The following is a 22836-nucleotide window of genomic DNA, read 5'->3' on the forward strand; positions in this document are numbered from 1 at the left end:
TCTATGGCTACGAAGTACTACTAAAGGCAAAGGATTTTACAAGTCCGGAGACATTTTTTCAGTATGCCAAGGAACAGAAGCATTATTTGATTTGGATATGAGCTCCATCGAAAAAGCATGTCACACGGATTATAAGGTTTTCGGTGAAGCATTATTATTTATAAATGTTTTCCCATCTACATTGATTCATACCGAATTTATTTCAAGGATCCAGAAAATTAAAGAGGGCGCCACATTTACTCCAAGTCAAATTGTTTTTGAAATCAGTGAAGCGGAAAGAAAGCATGATTTTAAGTCATTGAGCGAAAGTGTGGAAATCCTGAAAAAAGAAGGCTACTTAATCGGGCTTGATAATATTGGAAAAGGGGATGCTACCTTGCGTTCTATTTTTGAATACGAGCCAGATATCATAAAATTTGATCGCTTTTTTGCCGGCAGTCTGAAGAGTTCTGAAAAAAACCAGCAATATATGAGTAAGATTATCAAGGTTTTTTTGGGTAGGTCTATCTAGTGTTCTGGAGGGGCTAGAAACAGAAGGAGAAGTAGAAATAGCCCAACGTATTGGAGTCCTTTACGCACAGGGCTATCATTTAGGAAGGCCAAAACCAGCAGATTATTATAAAGGTAAATAAGCTGCATATGGGTAACTGCTGAACATTAAGCAATTGCCCTTTTTTTATTACCAAAGTGGGTTCTGTTTTCGCAAATAGCTTGAAGGGTACATTGAAAAAAGACTATGATTTAGTAACAGGAGGGGAATATCAAATGAAATCACGACAGCTTTTATTGAAAGAGCGTCCAAATGGCTTGCCAGATGAACAAACCTTTGAAATCCGCGAAGAAGAAGTGAAGAGTCCGGAAAAAGGAGAGGTGTTGCTGAAAACCCTGTATGTTTCAGTAGATCCATATATGCGGGGAAGAATGTCTGATCAGAAGTCTTACGTTGAACCTTTCCAGGTCGGTGAACCGTTAGAAGGCGGCATTGTCGCACAAGTCATAAAGTCAAATGCTGATTATCCGCAAAAGGGAGATATTGTTCGAGGGAATCTGCCATTCCAGGAATACAATACAGCCAAAGCAGACAGTGTGAGCAAGGTTAACACCCATGAATTAAATCCAAGTGCCGCTCTCAGTGTTTTAGGTATGCCTGGGCTGACTGCCTATTTTGGCATGATGCATATTGGCGAACCAAAAGAAGGGGAAACCGTTGTCGTCTCAGCTGCTGCCGGGGCAGTCGGGCAAATTGCCGGCCAGCTGGCAAAACAAGCAGGAGCACGTGTTGTCGGCATTGTCGGTTCAGAGGAAAAAGCAATTTATATTACAGAAAGACTTGGATTTGATGCCACAGTAGAATATAAAAAGGAAAACCTTAAAGTACAATTGCAGGATGCCTGTCCAGATGGCATTGACGTATATTATGAAAATGTAGGTGGGGAAATTGGTGATGCCATCTGGCCACTGCTAAACACTTTCTCCCGAGTACCCGTGTGTGGAGCCATCTCTTCCTATAACCTTAAAAAAGGTGAAGCGGACATAGGCCCGCGTGTACAGCAATTTCTGATAAAATCCCGTGTGAAAATGCAAGGCTTTTTAGTCGGTGATTTTGCCAAACATTATAAAGAAGCATACAAAGTTTTAGCTGAGGGTGTTTCTGAAGGTAATCTGGTGTATGAAGAAACGGTCCACAAAGGATTTGATGCGATCCCAAAAGCCTTTAACGGATTATTTACAGGAGATAATATAGGAAAACAGTTGGTGAAAGTTGCTGCCCCGGAATAGATAAGGGTTTGAGCGTGACTGTAGCACAGATCTAATTGATATTGCTCTTAGGGCTGAGGAAATTTAAAAGTTTAAGGCATCCTAAAACTACCTTTTCAGGATGCCTTTTATTTATCACTTGGCAAGGTAAAATAAAAACAGCTTCCTTCTCCAAGTGTACTTTCCACACTAATTTCCCCATTATGATAATCAATAATCTCCTTTGCAATAGGCAGTCCAAGGCCTGCACCATTATGTAGCTTTCCTTGTCTGCTTTTATAAAATCGCTGAAAGAGCTGCTTCTGATGGGCTTCCTTAATCCCTATTCCATTATCAATAACCTTTACAATGACAGCATCTTTTCCCATCACTGTCTCCAGCGTAATTTTCCCATCTTCTCCAACAAACCGCTGGGCATTTGTCAGCAGATTGACAATTACCTGCTCTATTCTAATTGGATCGATTCGGACGAACAATTCATCCACTTCTGCGCTGAGCAAATCGTTATAGGAAAATTCGATTCCCTGCTTTTGGAGATCCCACTTGTATTTTTCATAAATGGCATGTGTGAATTTTCGAAAATCTACCTTTTCCATAGAAAATTTAATCTGGTTATTCTCCATTTCCGAGATATCATGAAGATCATGCAGCATGCGGGAAAGATATTTACTTTGATCATAGATTAGCTGGGTATATCTCTGATTGGGCACAATAACACCATCCACCATGCCCCTTGTATAGGACTGGATTGCTGTCAGCGGTGCAGCAATCTCATGGGAAATATTGCGAATCCATTTATTTCTGGATTGCTGGGATTCATATAACTTTTGATTCGTAACAAATAACTCATCATTCGCCATCTCGAGCTCTAGTGTTCTATTTTTCACCTGCTTTTCAAGTGAGGCATTAAGCCTTCTTAAATCATCAGACAATCGCTCTGCCCTGGCAAAGGAGGTGGAATAGCTTTTCGACAGGATAATCGCCTGGGTAAATAAGAAGAAGAACAGCCCGACAGAGGTTAATTCCGTTGTACGAATCAAATCATTATAAAAGAGCACATCATTTATGACCAATAGAATCAGAATGAAGGTTGCTACTGCATTTAAATAGGACCCCTCACGCTTTTTTAGCGCTACTTTTATATAAATAATGAGTGTATATAATACCGCTGCGACAACCAATACTTGAAGTAAAATCATGGTTTGGGTGAAAATCATCGCTGGAGTCAGGATGACAAACAGGCTATAGCATGCTAAAACAAGACTGATTCCATTCCTTATCCCCCGGTGCATATCCCGCGGGAACTGGGTGTAGGTAAATAAGGTCATAAACAATGCACCAAGTGATGCCCCCAAATATTCAAGGCTCGTTGCAACTTCCCAATTTAAGAATGGCAGCAAATAACCAGCAAGAGTTTCTTCAATAATTGTTGCACGAATCGCAACAACCATGCAGACAATCGCAAAATACAGAAACGAATAAGCCTTTTTCCGAAACAGGTATAAAACAACATGATACAAGCCTATAATCATCAGACTTATAACAATAACAGACCGGTATATAATTGATTTTTCCCTGTATTGAATAATTTCCTCAGGTTCTCCAATCAGAACAGGCTCGGAAATTCCTGCGCGCCGCTGGCTAAAATTGGATACCTGAACAATTAACTCAACAGGGTTGGACTCAGCTAAAAATGGAATCATCTCTGATTTATTTGCTGGCTCCTCCTCCGCCCTGCTCGCACCAACAATCCCGTTTTGAAATTTCTTCTCCCCATTTACCGACAGCGAATAGGCTGAAGCAGCACCTGAGAAGTAGATTGCCTTGTATGTTCCAAGCTCCGTTTCCGGGAGATAAATTTGTAAACGGTAGGTCGCAAAACCTTGTGAGGGCAGTTCTTCTCCTGAAATTTTGTAGCTTCTCCAGTCTGCAGGGACCTCAGCAATGTAAGGCTCCACCATGCCACTTCCCCCGTGAAAGTCCACTGATCCATAGCGCTCATGCCAGTAAAATTCCCATTCTCCGTTTAGTTTAATGATCGTGTCTTCTGAAAATTCCGGGATTATAGCTGTACCGCTGTCAATGGAAATTACATCCTCTGAATAAACAGTGGTTACCTGTACAGTCACAATCATCATGAAAAAAAGCATTAAGAATACGACATGTTTCCACTTCACCATAACTTCCGACCCTTTCCCTTCTTGCTATCATTTTGCCATAATTCTGATACTTATTCCATTACTTTTTGCCTATTCTGATAAATTTAAGGTACTTTATGGTATCATTAAAGGAAGATTGTAACCTTGAAGGGGATGAAGGTATGCGGCCTGTTCATATTTTAATCGTTGAAGATGACTTCTCCATCGTTGAAATTCTGCGTCTCTACCTTGAAAAAGAGGGTTATATTGTCCATTATTCCTTAAATGCGGCAGATGGACTGCACATCATTGAAAAGGAGCTTCCGGACATTGTTTTGCTTGATCTCAACCTTCCTGATCAAAGCGGGTTTAATTTTGCTAAGGAATACCGCAAGCTGTCCGATGGTATCCTGATTATTATTACTGGCGAAAGAACAAAGGATACGATTATGAAAGGCTTCGAAATCGGCTGTGATGACTACATAACAAAGCCCTTTGATCCTCCAGAAGTTATTGCCAGAATAAAAGCCAATCTAAGAAGAATAAGCAGGAATTACTCCGATACTATAATAGCTGGTAATCTATCAATCAATTTTTCCGATAAATCAGTTTCTAAAAACGGAGAGCCAATTAATCTTTTCACAAAAGAGAAAATGCTTCTTTTTCATTTAGTTCAACAGCCCAACCAGGTATTTAGTGTGGAGCAATTATTTGATCTGATCTGGGGCTTTGATTCCTCGGCAAATTTAAAAACTGTTCATGTTCATTTAAGCACATTACGGAAAAAAATAGAGGATGACCCGAAAAAGCCGCGCTATATTATAACGGTCAGAGGGTTCGGCTATAAGTTTCAGCTAGCCAAATAGAATAACGAAATTTCAAAGATCAGTGTATTATATGACTGATCTTTTTCATTTTATAAAAAATAATTTCGATATTTTGGAAATTTCTTTTAATTTTTAACCTTATTTTAACTTTCTTACGTTATGTTATCTATAGTAGTATTTTACTAGACGCCCGGTTTATTTTGTTGGCCTTGAAGAAAGGGGAATGCAACATTAACAATTTGCTGGATGAAGAGTGGATAAGTCTTATCACAGAGGCAAAACGCCTAGGGCTAACTATCGAAGAAATTAGAGAGTTTTTACAGAGAGAAATAAATAAAGAGGAGTTTAAAAAAGCAGAGTGATTGGGAATAGAGGGACGGGTTCCTTGCCTCACCAGCTTTCACCTTGGACAGTAAACCTGTTCCTCCGTCCCACACCTAATCCTTTGATTCCGTTGCCAAGTTATCACGGTCAACCGCTTCTGGTGGTTGTTCCATCCACCCCTGGTCAATCATTATATTCGCACCATCTTCTACATACAGCCCAATATCCATCAGGAACTTCGTATACATTCCTCCAATATCTCTTCTTCCATTAAGTGATATGCCATTTGAGTCTGACCTGATCTTCATTGAAAACATATCTATTTTATGCCAAAGCATTAATCTATCCGAAAAAGGAGAAAAAGTAGACGTGCTTACCAAGTCGTCCAGTAATAAAGGTGATGGCAAATTATCTTTGTGCAGCTGCTGTGAGCAGGATTGGATATGTTTACTTGTAATTTCCTTTCCTCTAAGCAGGAAATTTTTTAACCTTCTCTGTTTTGGCTACCTGACTAAATCCAATTAATAACGCCTTACTAGTTACATTATTTTCAATATTATCATGAAGGTGTGCAACTTCAAGAGCATGGAGAGGTCTAACATTTCCGAAAAACCCATTTAGATAATTTTGCTGTTTAACAAAATCAACCTTTTTTGGGGTTGGAATGGATGGTGGCTTTACTAAAAATCCTTTTGCATCCAAGACTTCATTAACATCCGATACAAGCTTTACGGTAGACTGAAGCGTATTGATAAAGAAATCTCTTACATCTAGTCTTGTCATGATAGGGATTGCAATGGAATAAATACTCATTCCTGCTTTACTCGTATATTTCAGATAGTGAAGATAAAACTCATCCGAAAATAACCTTGGAGCACCGAGGTTTACATCTTCCTCAGTAAATCCAATTGGAACAGGGAAATTATCCTGGATAAATATTTCTTTAATATTCTCAACAATCGTTTTACTTAGATTCAGTGCATTTTCTAAAACCTTTTTGATATCCTTGTCTTCGATATGCTGGAGATAATAACTAAGAACACACGCAGCCATCGTATTCCCAGTATAAGTTGCCCAAAGCTTACCCATTTCTGCAGAGGTTAATTTATTATTACTTGTTTCTATATTAGCAGGTTTAATCGGCTCCATAAAAAATTCCTTTCCTTGAATTTTCCTTATAGTTTTAGCTTCAACATTTAATTTATTCATTAAATGACTAATAACACGTGAGATTATGTGATCTAATCTCATAAGTGCTACAATGAACGTATAAGGTTGCTTAAAGAAATTTCTTTCAAATAAAGTAAAGGAGTGGATAAGATGCAACAAAAACAATTGGAAAAAATCAAAAATGGAAAAGGGTTTGTCGCGGCACTTGATCAGAGTGGCGGCAGTACACCAAAAGCACTGGCTGCATACGGCATCTCAGAAGATGTGTATTCCAACGAGGACGAAATGTTCGATTTAGTACATGAGATGCGGACAAGAATTATTACATCACCTGCTTTTAATTCAGATAAGATTTTGGGTGCGATTCTTTTTGAACAAACGATGGATCGTGAAATTGAGGGTATGTACACAGGTGATTACCTGGCTGAGAAGAAAGGCATTGTACCTTTTCTAAAAGTGGACAAGGGCCTAGCTGAGGAGTCCAATGGCGTGCAGCTGATGAAACCAATCAACGACCTGGAAGAAACATTGAAACGTGCGAATGAGCGCCATATTTTTGGCACAAAAATGCGCTCCGTTATTAAGGAAGCCAATCCTGAAGGCATCAAAGCCGTTGTTGACCAGCAATTTGAAATCGGCAAGCAGATTATTGCTGCAGGACTTGTTCCAATTATTGAACCAGAAGTTGATATCAACAGTACAGAAAAAGAAAAATGTGAAGAACTGTTAAAAGGAGAAACTTTACGTCACCTCAATAACCTGGGTGAAAATGAGGATGTGATGTTAAAATTAACAATTCCTACAGTGACAAATACGTACAAGGAGCTAATCGATCATCCAAAAGTAATTCGTGTCGTGGCACTTTCCGGTGGGTACTCTACTAACGTGGCAAATGAAAAGCTAAAATTAAATGATGGTCTGATTGCCAGTTTTTCAAGAGCATTGAGCCAGGATCTAAATGCCAAGCAATCGGATGAGGAATTTGATGCAGCACTTGCGGAAGCGGTTGGATCTATATATGAGGCTTCTGTTTAATCTGGATTCCTATAAACTGAAAAAGTGAGTAGCCATAGATGACTGCTCTCTTTTTGTACTTCAAGGGTTTCCTGCCCTTTGTCTGGAACATGCTTAATTCTATTATTTCCAATAATTATTAGCCGCCGCCACTGTTTGATAGTGGATGGCAATAACCTGTGATGCAGCTGTAAGGCTATCTGCATCTTCCTCATACTCCGGCCGCAATTTCTTTCTTATTTCTGCAGAAGGCTGCGTATATCCCACACCTTTTCGTGCCAATAAAATAGCTAATTCAAATCCCTCTTGCGGAGTTTCTGTACGTAAACTAGTAAGCCAATCACTCATGAATATCATCCTCCTCTATTATTAGTTCTATCTTTAGAGTACTCCAATGTAATTGGGTTGGCAATTGACTTTTCTAAACTTACCTAATAATCTGTCAAAAATGTGACAATTGTAACATTTTGATCATTCGTTATTTTTATGTCCTATTTCCTCCATATCTAGTAGGGTATATTTTTTTCGAAAATCTTCCTGGAAACAGAGACTCAGCCGGTTTATTGTTCAAATTTATCGGCTAAATATGCTTGTACTGAGCCTGGTAACAATCGAAAAACAAATCCTTTATATTTGATATCAGCCAGACCAGCAATGAAAATAAATAAAGTGATCAATAGTAAAATAGGTTTCTTGTTTTTTTTAGAAGTACTGTTCATACGTTCTCTCCAGTGAAAAAGTGATGTATTTTTTTAATTTACCTTTATCCATTCTTTACTTTATATTTTACCACTAATAATCATTCATCTCTGACTCAATTATACTTTACAATAAATAACGACCTTTCCATCTTTCACACCATTCCCACTTTCCTCTCCTCCGCATACACTGATCAAAAAGCGGAGGAATCAACATGTATAGATATCCATATTTTTATGTAATACCGGCACCAGCCCCAATACCAATGTACCAATACGGCAATCCTTACTTAGACACTCGCCAGCAGGTAAGTGCTCAAGCAGTCATGCAGCGGATACGCTCGGAACACAGCAATTTATATTCTGAACTGCAGCAGGCAGGGATGAACAGACAGATTATCGATTATGTGTTTTTATTTGTAGTCAATTACACGCTGAACCAGGCAAATACAAATCAATCGGCAGCTCAAGTGTACCGGCAGTTCCAACGGCAAGTACCATGGTTTTCCTTACTGTTCACACAAATGAATGTATCGCAAAATATCATGGATCGTGTGCTAACCAGGGTGATAGAAATTACATTGGAAATGATGAAAGACGAGCAGCCTGAACAACCCGGCCAAGGTTGGTCCGGCTGGGAAAGCTTGGGTGGGACGTTAACATCAGCACCGGCCGTTTCCTCCTGGCAGAATAACCGCCTGGATGTCTTTGCCCGCGGTACAGACAATGCGCTGTATCATATCTGGTGGAATGGCAACAGTTGGAGCAATTGGGAAAGCCTTGGCGGTCAGCTGACATCCGCTCCTGCTGCGGTTTCATGGGGGCCGAACCGGATTGATGTTTTCGTCAGGGGCACAGATAACTCGCTCTATCATAAATGGTGGAATGGAAGCAGCTGGAGTGACTGGGAGAACCTTGGGGGTGTGCTGACAAGTGGGCCGGCTGTTTCTTCTCGCAGAAATAACCAGCTTGATGTATTTGTTCGCGGAAATGGGAACCGGCTTTATAAGAAAACATGGAACGGGCAACGCTGGGAGGATTGGGAAGACCTTGGCGGCAATTTAACCTCAGAACCAGCATCCGTCTCCTGGAATGCCAACCGGATCGATGTCTTTGCCAGAGGGCAAAATAACGATTTGATTCATAAATGGTGGAATGGGAACTCCTGGAGCAATTGGGAGAGTCTTGGCGGAACATTAACAAGTGCACCAGCTGTATCTTCCAGAAGACCAAATCGATTGGAGGTTTTCGCTAGAGGAACAGGCAATAGGCTGTATCGCAGAGAATGGAATGGCTCGCGCTGGAGCAATTGGGAGAATATCGGCGGCAATTTGAACTCAGCACCAGCAGCAGTTTCCTGGGGACCAAACCGGACTGATGTGTTTGCTAGAGGACAAAATCGGGACCTGATTCATATTTGGCGGGGACAGTAATTAAAATAACAGGTGATGCACTGGGTTGCATCACCTGTTATTTGTGCTTAATCTTCCTTGTTTGCTTCCTAAAAAACTCAATACTTTTCCCTAATAAAATCATTGATAGTTTAAGTTTCTTCCTGACTGAATCCAGCTATAACCTTTATTTGTCTTCAACCATATATGCTGAAGGTTATCGTTGAACCGAGGAGAGTAATCCCTTTTCTGCTGATAGTCTGTTTTTGTCATTTGTAACAAGGATTTATACTATTTTCCATGATAAAAGTAATGGTACGAATGCCCGAAGTTTCTTTATCAAATATTTACTGCTGTTTAACTTCATCTCCATATCTATCTATTAAACTATAAGTGCAGTAAAAATTTGAGAGGAGCGTTTCGATGTTTAAAAAACTAGGTGTGGTTGCTTTAAGTGGGGCTCTCGTATTTTCTGGGTTAAGTTTAAGCACAACGGATGCTGCCAAGCCGGATTATGCTGGTAAAGGAAAAGAGAATGGAAATAATGGGAAAGCAGAAAATGTCATTTATATGATTCCCGATGGATTTAGCGCTAATTATGCTGCGAATTACCGCGTGTATAAAGGGGAAGAGGCAATTTGGGATGATCATTTAGAAGGTATGTTCACAACCTATTCTGCAAACTCTGACATAACCGATTCTGCAGCTGCCGGTACTGCAATGGCAACTGGCAGCAAAACAAATAATGGTGTTGTTGGGCTTGATCCAAAAGGAAATGAATTAAAAACGATTCTTGAAGCGGCCGAAGAAGATGGAAGATCATCCGGACTGGTAGCAACATCAACCATTACACATGCTACTCCCGCCTCTTTTGCTGCACATGTGGAAGACCGAAATGATGAAACAGAAATTGCGAGACAACTTGTAGCAAGTGACGTAGATGTCATGCTTGGTGGCGGAAAAAATAAATTTCTTCCAGAAGCTCAAGGAGAACATCAACTTAATTTACTTGAACAAGCGAAAGAACAGGATTTTGAATTTGTAGAAACCCGTGATGAATTAATGAATATCTCAGACTTAGATGTTGAAGATGGGGATAGATTGCTTGGCCTATTTGCGGAAGAGGCGCTTGCACCTGAACTGCTGCGTGAGGATACAGAAGAACCAAGTCTTTCTGAAATGACTGAGACTGCAATTGATGTATTGGAAGAAGACAAAGATGGGTTTTTCTTAGTAGTGGAGGGAAGCCAAATTGACTGGGCAGGACATGATAACGATGCTGCTTGGGCTATGTCAGATACAGCAGCTTTTGAAGAAGCGGTAGAGAAGGCCTTTGAATTTGCAAGAGAAGATGGGAAAACACTCGTTGTTGTTGCCGGTGACCATGATACAGGTGGTATGACGACTGGTACAAGTGGCTCAATGGAATTGAATGCAAATATATTAAAGAATGTTACAGCAACAGGAGATCAAATGGCCGCACAGTTAAATGGTGATCGTTCAAACATTTCAGAGGTTGTCGAAGCGCATACTGGACTCCGTTTAGCAGAACAGGAGATCCAATCCATTCAAGAAGCTGACGATGCATCATTTGCTATCAATACAGTAATAAGTGAACGTGCGCTTGTTGGCTGGACAAGTACAAATCATACGGGGGCAGATATCCCGCTTTATGTCTATGGTCCGCAATCCCATAAGTTTGCAGGTTTCCATGACAATACGGATCTCCCAAAAATGATTGCAGAAGCAATGAAACTGAAATAGGATAAATCTATAATTTAAACAATATAGAAAGAGGCTGTTCCAAGAGTAATTGCTTTTGGAACAGCCTTATTTTAATTATAACTGCTTCACTCTATCAGTAAAAAGGAAGCATAAGCAACCAAAACGGCAATTTATGCTTCCTCTATATATTACGCCATTGTTAATTCTTTTTCATCTTCCAATCCAAGTGCCCGAGCCGTTGAAATACGGATTTCCTCAACAAGCTCCGGATTATCTCTTAGTGAAACACCATAAGAAGGAACCATTTCTTTTATTTTCGGTTCCCATTCTTTCATTCGTTCCGGGAAACATCTTGCCATTATATCAAACATGATGGAAACCGCAGTTGAGGCACCTGGAGAAGCACCAAGCAATGCAGCAATCGAGCCATCACCAGCAGTAACAACTTCAGTACCAAATTGAAGGGTTCCTTTACCGCCAGCATCTGTATCTTTAATTACCTGAACACGCTGGCCTGCTACGACAATATCCCAATCCTCACTCTTGGCGGTTGGAATAAATTCACGCAAATCCTCCATTCGCTTTTCGTTCGACAGCATCACTTGCTGGACCAGGTATTTAGTCAATTTCATCTCTTTCGCACCTGCCGATAACATCGTCAAAACATTATTCGGCTTTACCGTACGGATCAGATCGGAATAGGAACCGGTTTTTAGGAACTTTGGAGAGAAGCCAGCAAACGGGCCAAACAGCAATGTTTTTTTGCCATCAATATATCGTGTATCCAGATGCGGGACAGACATCGGTGGCGCACCAACCTTAGCCTTTCCGTATACTTTAGCATTATGCTGCTCGACAATTTCCGGATTGTCACAAACCATAAATAGTCCGCTTACCGGGAAGCCTCCAACATGTTTTGACTCAGGAATACCAGTTTTTTGCAGTAAAGGAAGACTACCGCCCCCACCGCCGATAAAAACGAATTTTGCAGTATGGTATTCGAGTTTTTCACCATCGATATCGTGCACTTTCACTTCCCACGAGCCATCGTCAGTACGTTGGATATCCTCAACACTGTGTCTGTAATTAATCTCGACATTTTTATTTTTCAAGTGATCAAACAGCATATGCGTTAACGCACCGAAATTGACATCGGTTCCAGAATCGATTTTAGTTGCCGCAATTGGCTGATTTGATGTACGCTCTTTCATAATAAGCGGAATCCATTCCTTCAGTTTTTCCGGTTCATCAGAAATTTCCATCCCTTGGAACAGAGGATTGCTTGAAAGCGCTGCAAAACGTTTTTTCAAAAATTCCACATTTTGTTCCCCTTGCACTAAACTCATATGTGGTAATGGTTTGATAAAGTCCTGTGGATTCTGAATCAGATTGTTTTGTACAAGATAAGACCAAAACTGCCTGGAAACCTGAAACTGTTCATTAATTTTTAAGGCTTTGTTCGTATCAATGGATCCATCTGGTTTCTCCGGGGTGTAGTTAAGCTCGCACAGTGCAGAATGCCCTGTTCCCGCATTATTCCACCCATTGGAACTCTCCTCACCTGGTTTAGAGAGTTTCTCAAACACTGTAATTTCCCACTCCGGTACTAATTCTTTCAATAGTGACCCCAGCGTCGCGCTCATTACTCCAGCACCAATTAATATAACGTCTGTTTTTCTTGGTAAGCTGCTCATATTAAACCTTCCTTATATCTTAAGATTTGCTTAAAAAGATGCAGGCACTCCTGTTTAAGCGTCACTGGACGCGGCAAGGCCCACATCTTTTCTGAATTAATTATAGTCTATTCCTATTATAACATATCACTATTAATTATAGATGAATATATTCACAGAATAGTTATTTGAACTACTCACCACTTAATTTCTGCTAAAATTTGAAGTGGGAGATTCCTAAGAACACCAACCTAATGGATGATTATTGATTAGGCTATCCCTGTCGCACCGACAGTTAGAAGTCTTATTGCTTCGACTTCAATATTTATACTTGCATTCCTATCTCGATCATGATGTGTATGGCAGGTTGGACATTGCCACCTACGCAATGCCAGATTCTTTACTTCTTTATATTTATAGCCACAAGCCGAACAAAGTTGACTGGAAGGAAAGTTTTTGGCAACTGGCTGAACTTTCTTTCCGTACCATTTCGCTTTGTATTCTAGCATGGTACGGAATGCTGACCAACTCACTTCGCTAATCGCTTTTGATAATCGTTTGTTTTTTAGCAGATTATTTACTTGTAAGTCTTCGATACCGATAATGTCGTGGTTTTTGACAATCTCGGTACTGACCTTATGCAAGTAATCTGTTCTTATGTTCTTTATCTTTTCATGAATAAGCACTACTTTCACACGTTGTTTTTGATAGTTCTTTGCTTCGTGTAGCGGTTTCATGTCTTTCCTTGCTTGCTCGTATCGTCTGGACAGTTTGCGCTGCTCTCTTTCTAGCTTATTTTCTAGTGTACGTAAAAATCTGGGGTTTGCAAAAGTCGTCCCATCTGAAAGGGTAGCGAAGTCTGTTATCCCTACATCGATACCGGTGGATTGATTTGTTTTAGGCAGGGCTTCTACTTCTGTTTCTGCAAGAATTGAGATGAAGTATTTACCACTCGGGTTCCGTCTAATGGTAGCGTTCATTATACGCCCATCTACCTCACGGCTTTTGGAAAACTTTACGAATCCTAGTTTTGGTAGTTTGATTTTATTATCTATAATAGCGATATTTCCATTTGTAAATTTTGTTGTGTAAGACTGTGTAGGATTTCTCTTTGACTTAAAGCGGGGAGCGTTGTTTTGTTTCTTGAAAAAACGGATGAAAGATTCGGAAAGATTTTTCACACTCGATTGCACAGCAATACTATCTACTTCTTTTAGCCATTTGTATTCCTGTTTTAATGATGGTAATTGCTTGGAGCACGTGCTGTACGTTAATCCTTTGCCTGTTTCCTTGTATGCTTCATTCCATTTTACTAAAAAGTGATTGAAAACGAACCGGGAACAACCGATTGTTTTATTAATAAGTGTTGCTTGTTCCTTATTGGGGTAGATGCGAAATTTATAAGCTTTATTTATTAACATAACCTCATCTCGCTCCACAGGAATGTTTGTTCTCATTATACCATGAAGAGAAGCGTTTGGCTATGGCCAACCGACATTCATCTCCCACTTACTCACTGGGCTACTCCCCTTCAGGTTCCTTGAAGTGGGAGTCTTCTGTCGGAAATCCGATAAAAAGGAAGTTCCCTAAAATCAAAAAGCACAGAGAAAATAAATTGTCTCTACGCTTTTTCTAGTATTTTATATTATACTTCCCTGCATTAAGTCGACGCTGCTGAAGAAGCAGCTGCCTGGTCAGCCTTCACACAATCAATTGCGACAACAAGTGCAATAATGATGGCTTCCATCTCTTCATTCATTATTTGGACTTCATAGCTATCGCCCCAAGTGAACCACTTCTTGCTCACTTTTCCGGCGACTTCACCATGCTGTAATACTTCAAAGTTCATATCCCACCAATTACCATGTACTTCAATGCCTGCTGCATCAATCGTATAGCGTGCTTTAAAGAAAGAAAACTCTTTCTTAATTGTTAACACTTCCCGACCATTTACCTCAACAAAAAACTTTGGTAAAAAACTGAACACCTTTTTTGTGATGAGCGCAACCTCATCTCTTGTTGTATTCATAATGGAGAAAGTTTTTGGGACTTTCATAAAACTGCCCTCCACGTAATAAACATCCTTCTCCTGCTGGTCCTTTACCGTAAACTTTCCACTTAAACTGAATACTTTCTGCTTAATATAAAGCTGTTTCATACTATGCCCCCTTTGATATAGTATATTATGAAAATTATTTTATTGCTGTATCAAATTTGCTCAATTTTTAAGCTACTAAAATTTACTTCCAACGGATGATTCCAGAAGTCTATATTTAAAAAAGCTTAGAGATGGCTCTCTAAGCTTTTTGCAAGGATATTTTAACCGTTACAGCACTTTTGATAAAAATGCTTTAGTTCTTTCGTTTTGTGGATTGTTAAATAATTCATCTGGTGTACCTTGTTCTACGATAAACCCTTCATCCATAAAGATAACACGATCGGCAACTTCCTTGGCGAAACCCATTTCATGTGTCACGATTGTCATTGTCATTCCTTCTTCAGCTAAATCCTTCATGACCTGAAGCACTTCTCCGACCATTTCCGGATCCAGTGCTGAGGTAGGTTCGTCAAACAACATTATGTGTGGTTCCATGGCTAAAGCACGAGCCATAGCTACTCGTTGTTTTTGCCCGCCGGATAGCTTGTCCGGATATACATCTGCCTTGTCTGCTAAGCCAACTTTATCAAGCAGCTGTGTTCCTAATTCTTTTACTTCTGATTGTGATTTGCCTTTTAATCGTTTGGGTCCCATAGTAATGTTTTCCATTACCGTCTTGTGAGGAAACAGATTAAATTGCTGAAATACCATTCCCAGTTTTTGACGCAATTCATTAATATTAGTATTGGGAGCAGTGAGATTATCTCCTTCAATAAAAATTTCTCCACCAGTAGGTTCCTCTAGTAGATTTATACAACGCAAAAGTGTACTTTTTCCTGAACCTGAAGGACCAATGACACAAACAACTTCTTGTGAATTAACATCCATATTTATATCTTTAAGAACCTCTAATTTACCAAATGATTTCTTTAGATTATTTACTTCGATCATTTTCATGCTACATCTAATCTCCTTTCAAGCCAGCGCGAGAATAGGCTCAATGAATAAATAATAATAAAATATAGAACACCAACAGCAAATAATATTTCAAATGCACGGAAATTTGCTGCATAGATAGATTGGCCAGATAATGTAAGCTCAGCTAATCCTATCGCGGAAAGGAGTGAAGTGTCTTTAATACTTACAATAAATTGGTTGACAAATGCGGGAATCATGCGACGTATTGCTTGAGGTAATATAATTAGACGCATGGTTTGGCCATAAGAAAAACCGATTGTTCTTCCGGCTTCCATTTGTCCTTTATCGATAGAGTTTATTCCAGCACGGAAAATTTCTACTAAATAGGCTGCAGCATTAACCGTAATTGCAATCACACCTGCGGAAAACGCTGTTAGGCTAATATCAATTACACTTGGCAAACCGAAATAAATAAATAATATTTGAACGAGTAACGGTGTTCCACGAATGATATCAACAAAAGCAGTTGAAATGATCCGCAAGATTTTACTCTTCGTTATACTGAATACACCGAGTATTAGTCCGATAAACATCGCAAGAATAAGCGATATGACAGTTATTTCTATTGTCAATCCCATTCCTTTTAATAGAGTGGGCAATCCATCAAGAATAATATTTATAGTTTCCATCATGCTTGTTATCCCTCTTTCTTTAGAAAAGGTGTGACAAATTATGCCACACCTCTTTATTTGATCAGAATTTTTATGTCAATTATTCTTCTGAAAAATATTTGCTGTAAATCTCGTCAAACTCACCGCTATCTTTTAGCTCCCCAAGTCCGGTATTGAGTTTTTCCACTAATCCTTCACTGCCTTTAGAAATGGCAATTCCATAGTCTTCGCTTGGATACATATCACCAACAATTCGAAGTTGGGAATCTTCGCCATCCTGGTTGATTTTATAGGCAACACTAGGATAATCATTGATGACAACATCGGCATTGCCATTTTCTAATTCCATATACATGGTAGCATCATCTTGCAGTTTAGTGACCTCACCATTGTATTTTTCAGCAAGTTCATTGGCTAGTTTTAAACTGGATGTTCCTTGTTTTGCAACAATTGTTTTTCCTTCCAGGTCTGCTTCCCCTTCAATTTCACTATCTTTTAATGCGATTAAGGATAAACCAGATTCAAAATATGGATCTGAGAAGTTTACAACTTCTAAACGATCCTCTCTTATTCCAATAGCTGATACAGCTGCATCCACTTGATTAGCTTGAAGTGCTGGGATAATACCATCAAATTTCATGATTTTCCAGTTAACACTCAAGTCTGCTTTCTCAGCAACCGCTTCAACTAATTCCACGTCGAAACCAGTCAATTCTTCATCTACTTTATATTCAAATGGCGGATAATCCTGCACCACTGCAACCGTAATTTCCTCTTTTGTTTCACCAGAAGATTCACTATCTACTTCTTCTGATCCACATCCTGCTAATGCCAATGCAATGATTCCAGCTAAAGCAATCATTACAATCTTATTAACAAAGGTGTTTTTCTTTTGTTGTTTCATTAAAAATTAGCCCCCCGAAAGAATGTATTTGTTTTAAAAACGACATTATCCATTATATCGATATATTTAAACAATTCAAAATTAGAAAGAAGCCGGTTTATGATGATATTTTTATGTTTTTTTAGATTAATCATACTAATTTAGTGGATATTGTAGAAATACTCATAGAGAGTTAAATATACTGTCATATGCTCTAAGATTGGTATTTATAAAGTTGCAGTATATTTGAATCATTAGTGAGGAAGATGAGAAATTATGGTTGTTGAGGAAACTTGCATATAAACCAATTCATTTTCGTTACCAAGATGCAAAAGACCTTGCTTCTATTCAGGAAATAGAAGCAAGGTCTTTTAAATAAAATTACCTCATATGGTTTATTTTTCAATAAAAATTTGACGATCCAGGGTTTCTTCCATTAAACTCCAGGCTTCATTGCAGCTTGGAGCTGTGAGAAAAGGTTCAAACCCGTAGTTTAGATACATGTTAATAGCTTGATAACTCGTCGTTTGCGATGTAAGATATGCTTTCGAATGATAACGGGCTAAAATGTGCATGGCTGCACTTAGTAATGGTTTAGAAAGTTTCTTTCCTTGATATTCCGGAACAACACCTACCCAATGGATTCTCCCCGATATTTCGCCATCACCATTTAAGTCACCATACCATGCTGTTGTTGTTGCAATTGCTTTTCCATGTTCATTCTCAATGAATAAACACCGCTTGGACATTTCATCTATATACGGACCAAATTCTTTATTAAAGCGTTCTAATGCAGCTTCTTCATTTTTAAATTCGTTTACATTTGTCTCAATTTCAGCCCAATTATATTCGTCCCCTTTTCTAAACGTCCTGATTTGAAATCCGGCTGGAAGGGAATATTCAGGAATATTCTCCAAATCTCTTCTGATCATTTTAAGCGGAATTCTCTTCATGAAAACTATCTCCTTATCGTATTGCTATGTTTTTAGATTCATTATACTTATGATACGGTTCACCGTGGTGATTTAAGAGGCAAAAAAACAGCACTGGATTTTACCTGTCCATGCTGTTTTTATTATTTATTATTACATTCGTAACGGTTCGACATCGGTGGTCAGGGTCGAAAATGGAGTCAAAGTGTTGAATTATAAGGGTTTATAAAATGACAAAAATGGGTATTGAAATAGAAAAAGTCCAATGCCTATTTTTGTTTACTTTATTTCAGATTTTTCATTACCATTTTCTTTCGGGGAATATAGAGAAACTCTTGAATCAAATATAAAGCTCCTAATTTCATCTATCGTTTCACCTGAAATTTCCGATAACATTCTATATTGTCTATCATAAGTTTCCCGACCTTTGTCATCAACCCATTGGAAATCTATATTCAATTCAGGATATAAGTATTGTCGATTTTTTTTTGGAAAAAAGTGTGTTGCTAAATGTCCAAGATACTTGTCTAGTTTACTTAATAAACTTTTAAATAGCTCATCAAGATCTTTGTTAAAAAACCTATTTGAGGGTTTTGAATACTCGTAAATAAATTCATGTATCATTTTTGTGCTTTCAAGTTCATACGAACAATAGGTGGATATATACTCAATTGTATCAATAAAATGTTCATTCTCTAAAGTATCATTAACTTTAGCTAATAGTTTTTCGTCAAACTCGAATAATTTGTTGTTCTCATCCTTTTGAACCATTTTATCATAGATGGCCTCATCTCCTCTTATCCAACCTTTAAAATGATACTCCGACTCATCATTCTTAATGAATTCTTGTAAAGCTAAGGTGATTTCATTTGGAATTTGATTAATATCTTGAACGAAACTCACCAAGTTTGAAGTTACTAATTCTTTAAAGGCCTGATATTTATCAATATTCGGTTTTTCAGTTTCGTATTCATTTACTTTTAAGTTAATGTTGCTGCTCTTTTTAGTAGCTAAGTATTGATCATTTAATACTACCGCAAACACAGGAACATTATTCGCTAACGCAAATTCATATTCTAAATGGGTATAACTTTTACCACTCTCAGGCTCAATAGTTCCATATCTACCACCAAGAATCAACATAAGTACGTCCGATTCCTCTATCCATTTTTCAATTATAGACCATTGAGATTTGTTAGCTGGGATAAATAATTCCATTCCAGCAGGGATATGACCCGCTCTCAAGATACCTTCAACTGCTTTTTGCCGTTCCTCTTGTAAATCTTGATAAGTTGAAGAAACAAAAACTTGTAACTTTTTATTCATAATCTTCCCCCTTAAAAAATATTTCATAGAAAATTGCAATTGGAAAGACAGTTCCTTACTATAAAATAGGAACCGCCTTATGCTGTCACATCCTATTATGCTATTACCAAGTAGTCCACTACACGCTTTATTCAGTAACTTTAATCAAAACTGCCATTTTTTGTTTTACTTTCACAAACATTACTAACCTTCATTCAAAATTCGTTAAATACAATATATAACATTATAAGAATGATTACAGGCTCTTTATCTATAAAATAAGTAAAAGCACTGGAATTTCATAAATCCTTTACAATTTCTTCATCAAAATTGCCTTTCTCTTCTCCCAATCAGGCATTAGAGAATATAACATCTTATAAAAGTTTTCACTATGTTCATTATACAAATGGATTAATTGATGAACAATGACGTATTCTATACAGTGTTTTGGTGCTTTTATCATCTCTGTATTCAATAGTATAGTATTTGAATCCATCAATGCCAAACCCCATCGAATGGAACTGGGGTCAGACCCCTTTTCACCGAGTTTTGAAATTTTTACGTAAAATAGTTTGACTGTAAAGCAGGTAAGAAAATACTTACCTGCTTAGATTCTTATCACAAGACCTCTTTTGTCTCTTTCTGCGAGTAAGTACTAACCACTTCTTTATTCTTCTTCCTCACACTCTCAGTGGTAAAATCAAGATAAATATCACCTTTTGTTTTCCTGCTTGTCCAATAAATACCATTTAATTTCTTAGGATCATCTATTATGAACCTACAAGTTCCATATTGAATTGGATTTTTGTCACTGAATTTACTTTTGGGATTTGTGATATACGTATAATACAAAACATAATTACCATTTTCTTCAACAATCTTACCTGTAATCGTTGAACTTACTATTTCATCAGATACCAATTGAATTTTCAAACCAAAAAGACTTTGCTTAACATACACTTCTATGGACTTATTTCCAGTTTTTCCTTTATAGTTGTACTCTAAAATTCCATTGTACCGCTCACATAGTTTAGGAGTTTTCTCGAATGGATTCAGTTTCCAAACCCATTTTTCATACAATATTGAAATTACTATTGTTATAGAAACTGATATGCCTGTATACCCCGAAAAATCCCTAAATGAGTTTGGCATTGATATAAATGAACAAATCCCAAATATAGCAATAGCAATATAGATAGCAACTTTCAGATGCTTTTTAACTGGCTCTGACATAGCTTACCTCCTATATGTCATACTCATAAAAGTAATATAAATCATTTATGAACCTTTTATAGTTTTCAATTTCAACAGAAGAGCTACACAGTGATTTTATACCGTTTGCTTCTTTGTAAGAAGCTAACTTATCAATATTTTCCTTTAGGTATTCCATTACGTCCCCAAAAACAAATCGATAGCTTGTATATTTCGTAAATGCCTCATTTGGTAAATTCCATAATAGCGATTCTAAACCAAAAGAACTTACTTTATTTACAGATTCATAATTTTCATCTTGCATAATGTATCTCATTTTCTTAATAATCCTTACCATTTTTTTGTAGTAGGTTTTAGTTTGATTGTTTTTTTCTCTTCCATTTTTAATGTGTTGTTCCGGGTAATTGACTATTCTTTCTCCATCATCAGAACGTATGGAGATTCCGCCTAAATAATTATCAGGGTTTGATGAATAATCATTACTGTAATCTCTATGCCTCATACATGGAACACCATCAGCATCTACACGATAGGTATTCCCATGAATCTTAATTGACTTATTTTTGCGTTCCACGTCGCTACCGAACTTGTCCCTTAAAGCAATTTCAACTTCATCTTTGAACGTTTGTACATTATCTGATGAATTAGAAAATCCATAAGAACTGTCACTAATTGCGGGTCTATACTTAACTTTAAATGTTGATTCTAACACAACAGCTATATCAACATCACTTTCTGTTCTAACGTTTGTGTTATTTGCATAGGACCCTTTAACAAATAATTTAACCTTCCTATTATTTGTTGTACTCCTCATTTCTAATGAATAGGAATATGTGTCCATATACATTTTTTCAATGTTTTTCCCTTCGTCACTAAATCCAATACCCTTTAATGCGTCCCTAACCATACCAATGGCATTTTTACATTTTTGATCTTCCGTTTCACTTAATGGTGCTGCAAATAACTTTAATCTCTCCTCTGTAAATTTCATGTGTTTAGCCTCCCCATTTTTCAAATGAATTGAAAGGGCAGTCCTCTGCTGTATAGAACTGCCTTCTGCCGTTTCATCCTGTTGTTCCTATCAACAGGTAGTTCACTTCAAGCTCCTTCACTATCTTTTCGTTTTGAGTAAAATACCACCTTAATTCAAAAACTGCATATATTCGTCTATTTTATTTCTTAAACATTATTACACCTTTACCTCATTTGTTAAATGTAGTATATAACAAATTGGAAGTGTTTACAAGTACATTATCTATAAAAGCAAAATAAAAGCACTGGAAATAACCAGTGCTTTTATTTTAGCAGCTCTTATCTTTTCTAAGAACTGTCTTTTCATATTCATCTTTTTTACTACCCGAGTAATTCACATCATAAATCCCTTACTACTTCTTCATCCAATATCGCTTTTCTCTTCTCCCAATCCGGCATAAGCGAATACAACATCTTGTAAAAACCTTCGCTATGGTCATTATACTTAAAGTGAATTAACTCATGTACAACAACATAATCTATACAGTGCCTAGGAGCCTTTATTAGCTCGGTGTTCAAAAGAATTGTATTTGAATCCAGCAATGCTGATCCCCATCGTGCCTTCATTGTCCTTAAATCAATGGAAGGCCTTTCAACACCATACTTCTTCAATAAAGGATAATGTTTATCCAAAGAGTTCTGGAACGTTCTAAATGCTTTCTCACGGTACCAGTCTTCCATTAGCTTTGCTTTACGCTTGTAATTATCTGGGTCTTTTGCGTAAAGATAAATAAAACCACGGAAATACTTAACTAATTCCTTTTCATCCGCTACTTGAACACGAAGGCGGTATTGTTTACCTAAATACCTGAAAGCCTCCCCGCTAACATACTCTCTCTCACTTTGTTTAAAGGGTTGCACTGTCTCAAACTTTTTCACATGCTTTGAAATAAATGAGCTCTTCTCTTTTACAAAGTCGTAAATAAAACTTAACGGTACTTGTTTATGTGCAGTAACTTCTACAGTCATATCTGGTTTAATGTTCAAGTTTACATTCTTTACATTTTTTCTTTCAACGCTAAATTCAATTGTTTGGTTTCCGTGCTGTATACTATGTTTTTCCATGT

23 protein-coding genes and 1 pseudogene are annotated in these 22836 nt (G+C 37.8%); 7 read left to right on the plus strand and 17 right to left on the minus strand.

Annotation, left to right across the window (positions count from 1 at the left end; translation table 11 throughout):
* Positions 1–22: 22 nt before the first annotated feature.
* Positions 23–511: pseudogene (locus tag CIL03_RS06665) on the plus strand (EAL domain-containing protein); the annotation flags it as partial.
* 254 nt (positions 512–765) lie between these two features.
* The gene (locus CIL03_RS06670; protein WP_094884892.1) at positions 766–1779 is read left to right on the plus strand and encodes an NADP-dependent oxidoreductase; all 1014 of its coding nucleotides are present in this window, start codon (positions 766–768) and stop codon (positions 1777–1779) included.
* A 107-nt stretch (positions 1780–1886) separates the two neighbouring features.
* On the opposite strand, the gene CIL03_RS06675 is transcribed toward CIL03_RS06670, so the two are convergent.
* Positions 1887–3938, minus strand: a complete 2052-nt coding sequence (locus CIL03_RS06675) for a sensor histidine kinase (protein ID WP_094884895.1) — start codon at positions 3936–3938, stop codon at positions 1887–1889.
* A gap of 140 nt (positions 3939–4078) precedes the next feature.
* Between CIL03_RS06675 and CIL03_RS06680 the strand changes: the two genes are divergently transcribed.
* Positions 4079–4762: a response regulator transcription factor gene (locus CIL03_RS06680; RefSeq protein ID WP_094884898.1), complete on the plus strand. Its 684-nt coding sequence runs from the start codon at positions 4079–4081 to the stop codon at positions 4760–4762.
* Positions 4763–4962: 200 nt separating this feature from the next.
* Complete coding sequence (locus CIL03_RS19570; protein ID WP_338061877.1) at positions 4963–5085, plus strand: anti-repressor SinI family protein; 123 nt, start codon at positions 4963–4965, stop codon at positions 5083–5085.
* Positions 5086–5160: 75 nt separating this feature from the next.
* Here the strand turns inward: CIL03_RS19570 and CIL03_RS20335 are convergent, their stop codons facing one another.
* Together CIL03_RS20335 and CIL03_RS06690 are read right to left on the minus strand one after the other, a co-directional pair.
* Positions 5161–5523, minus strand: coding sequence for a DUF3231 family protein (locus CIL03_RS20335; protein WP_338061878.1), 363 nt, complete (start codon positions 5521–5523; stop codon positions 5161–5163).
* Entirely contained in the window at positions 5516–6196 is a 681-nt protein-coding gene (locus tag CIL03_RS06690; RefSeq protein WP_338061876.1) for a DUF3231 family protein, read from the minus strand. The genes CIL03_RS20335 and CIL03_RS06690 overlap by 8 nt, the downstream gene beginning before the upstream one ends.
* A 171-nt stretch (positions 6197–6367) precedes the next feature.
* Here CIL03_RS06690 and CIL03_RS06695 point away from each other — a divergent pair, with 171 nt between their 5' ends.
* The gene (locus CIL03_RS06695) at positions 6368–7252 is read left to right on the plus strand and encodes a fructose bisphosphate aldolase (RefSeq protein ID WP_094884903.1); all 885 of its coding nucleotides are present in this window, start codon (positions 6368–6370) and stop codon (positions 7250–7252) included.
* A gap of 102 nt (positions 7253–7354) precedes the next feature.
* Here CIL03_RS06695 and CIL03_RS06700 read toward each other — a convergent pair whose 3' ends face one another.
* Both CIL03_RS06700 and CIL03_RS19795 read right to left on the minus strand, forming a co-directional pair.
* Complete coding sequence (locus CIL03_RS06700; protein WP_094884905.1) at positions 7355–7579, minus strand: hexameric tyrosine-coordinated heme protein; 225 nt, start codon at positions 7577–7579, stop codon at positions 7355–7357.
* Between the two features lie 212 nt (positions 7580–7791).
* Positions 7792–7950, minus strand: coding sequence for a hypothetical protein (locus CIL03_RS19795; RefSeq protein ID WP_165767909.1), 159 nt, complete (start codon positions 7948–7950; stop codon positions 7792–7794).
* Positions 7951–8144: 194 nt separating this feature from the next.
* Between CIL03_RS19795 and CIL03_RS06705 the strand changes: the two genes are divergently transcribed.
* Both CIL03_RS06705 and CIL03_RS06710 read left to right on the plus strand, forming a co-directional pair.
* On the plus strand, positions 8145–9362 hold the full coding sequence (locus CIL03_RS06705; protein ID WP_094884907.1) for a PLL family lectin: 1218 nt from the start codon (positions 8145–8147) through the stop codon (positions 9360–9362).
* A gap of 381 nt (positions 9363–9743) precedes the next feature.
* Complete coding sequence (locus tag CIL03_RS06710; RefSeq protein ID WP_094884909.1) at positions 9744–11084, plus strand: alkaline phosphatase; 1341 nt, start codon at positions 9744–9746, stop codon at positions 11082–11084.
* A 149-nt stretch (positions 11085–11233) separates the two neighbouring features.
* On the opposite strand, the gene CIL03_RS06715 is transcribed toward CIL03_RS06710, so the two are convergent.
* The 12 genes from CIL03_RS06715 to CIL03_RS06770 all read right to left on the minus strand — a co-directional run bounded on the left by CIL03_RS06715 (position 11234) and on the right by CIL03_RS06770 (position 22834).
* Positions 11234–12739, minus strand: coding sequence for a malate:quinone oxidoreductase (locus tag CIL03_RS06715; protein ID WP_094884911.1), 1506 nt, complete (start codon positions 12737–12739; stop codon positions 11234–11236).
* A gap of 248 nt (positions 12740–12987) precedes the next feature.
* Entirely contained in the window at positions 12988–14139 is a 1152-nt protein-coding gene (gene tnpB / locus CIL03_RS06720; RefSeq protein ID WP_094884913.1) for an IS200/IS605 family element RNA-guided endonuclease TnpB, read from the minus strand.
* A 239-nt stretch (positions 14140–14378) separates the two neighbouring features.
* The gene (locus tag CIL03_RS06725; protein ID WP_094884915.1) at positions 14379–14876 is read right to left on the minus strand and encodes an LURP-one-related/scramblase family protein; all 498 of its coding nucleotides are present in this window, start codon (positions 14874–14876) and stop codon (positions 14379–14381) included.
* A gap of 168 nt (positions 14877–15044) precedes the next feature.
* On the minus strand, positions 15045–15767 hold the full coding sequence (locus CIL03_RS06730) for an amino acid ABC transporter ATP-binding protein (protein ID WP_094885219.1): 723 nt from the start codon (positions 15765–15767) through the stop codon (positions 15045–15047).
* Between the two features lie 2 nt (positions 15768–15769).
* Positions 15770–16426 (minus strand): amino acid ABC transporter permease, encoded by a 657-nt coding sequence (locus CIL03_RS06735; RefSeq protein WP_094884917.1) that lies wholly within the window; start codon positions 16424–16426, stop codon positions 15770–15772.
* A gap of 79 nt (positions 16427–16505) precedes the next feature.
* Positions 16506–17309, minus strand: a complete 804-nt coding sequence (locus tag CIL03_RS06740; RefSeq protein WP_240508016.1) for a transporter substrate-binding domain-containing protein — start codon at positions 17307–17309, stop codon at positions 16506–16508.
* 374 nt (positions 17310–17683) lie between these two features.
* Positions 17684–18241, minus strand: a complete 558-nt coding sequence (locus CIL03_RS06745; RefSeq protein WP_094884919.1) for a GNAT family N-acetyltransferase — start codon at positions 18239–18241, stop codon at positions 17684–17686.
* 258 nt (positions 18242–18499) lie between these two features.
* Positions 18500–19546, minus strand: coding sequence for a DUF4062 domain-containing protein (locus CIL03_RS06750; protein WP_094884921.1), 1047 nt, complete (start codon positions 19544–19546; stop codon positions 18500–18502).
* 289 nt (positions 19547–19835) lie between these two features.
* On the minus strand, positions 19836–20021 hold the full coding sequence (locus CIL03_RS06755) for a YgjP-like metallopeptidase domain-containing protein (protein ID WP_108721237.1): 186 nt from the start codon (positions 20019–20021) through the stop codon (positions 19836–19838).
* 122 nt (positions 20022–20143) lie between these two features.
* Positions 20144–20758, minus strand: a complete 615-nt coding sequence (locus tag CIL03_RS06760) for a Cap15 family cyclic dinucleotide receptor domain-containing protein (RefSeq protein ID WP_094884923.1) — start codon at positions 20756–20758, stop codon at positions 20144–20146.
* 10 nt (positions 20759–20768) lie between these two features.
* Positions 20769–21728, minus strand: coding sequence for a nucleotidyltransferase domain-containing protein (locus tag CIL03_RS06765; protein ID WP_094884925.1), 960 nt, complete (start codon positions 21726–21728; stop codon positions 20769–20771).
* A gap of 380 nt (positions 21729–22108) precedes the next feature.
* On the minus strand, positions 22109–22834 hold the full coding sequence (locus tag CIL03_RS06770; protein ID WP_094884928.1) for a M48 family metallopeptidase: 726 nt from the start codon (positions 22832–22834) through the stop codon (positions 22109–22111).
* Positions 22835–22836: the final 2 nt, after the last annotated feature.

The organism is Virgibacillus indicus (assembly GCF_002266285.1).
Taxonomy (GTDB): Bacteria; Bacillota; Bacilli; order Bacillales; family Amphibacillaceae; genus Virgibacillus_K; species Virgibacillus_K indicus.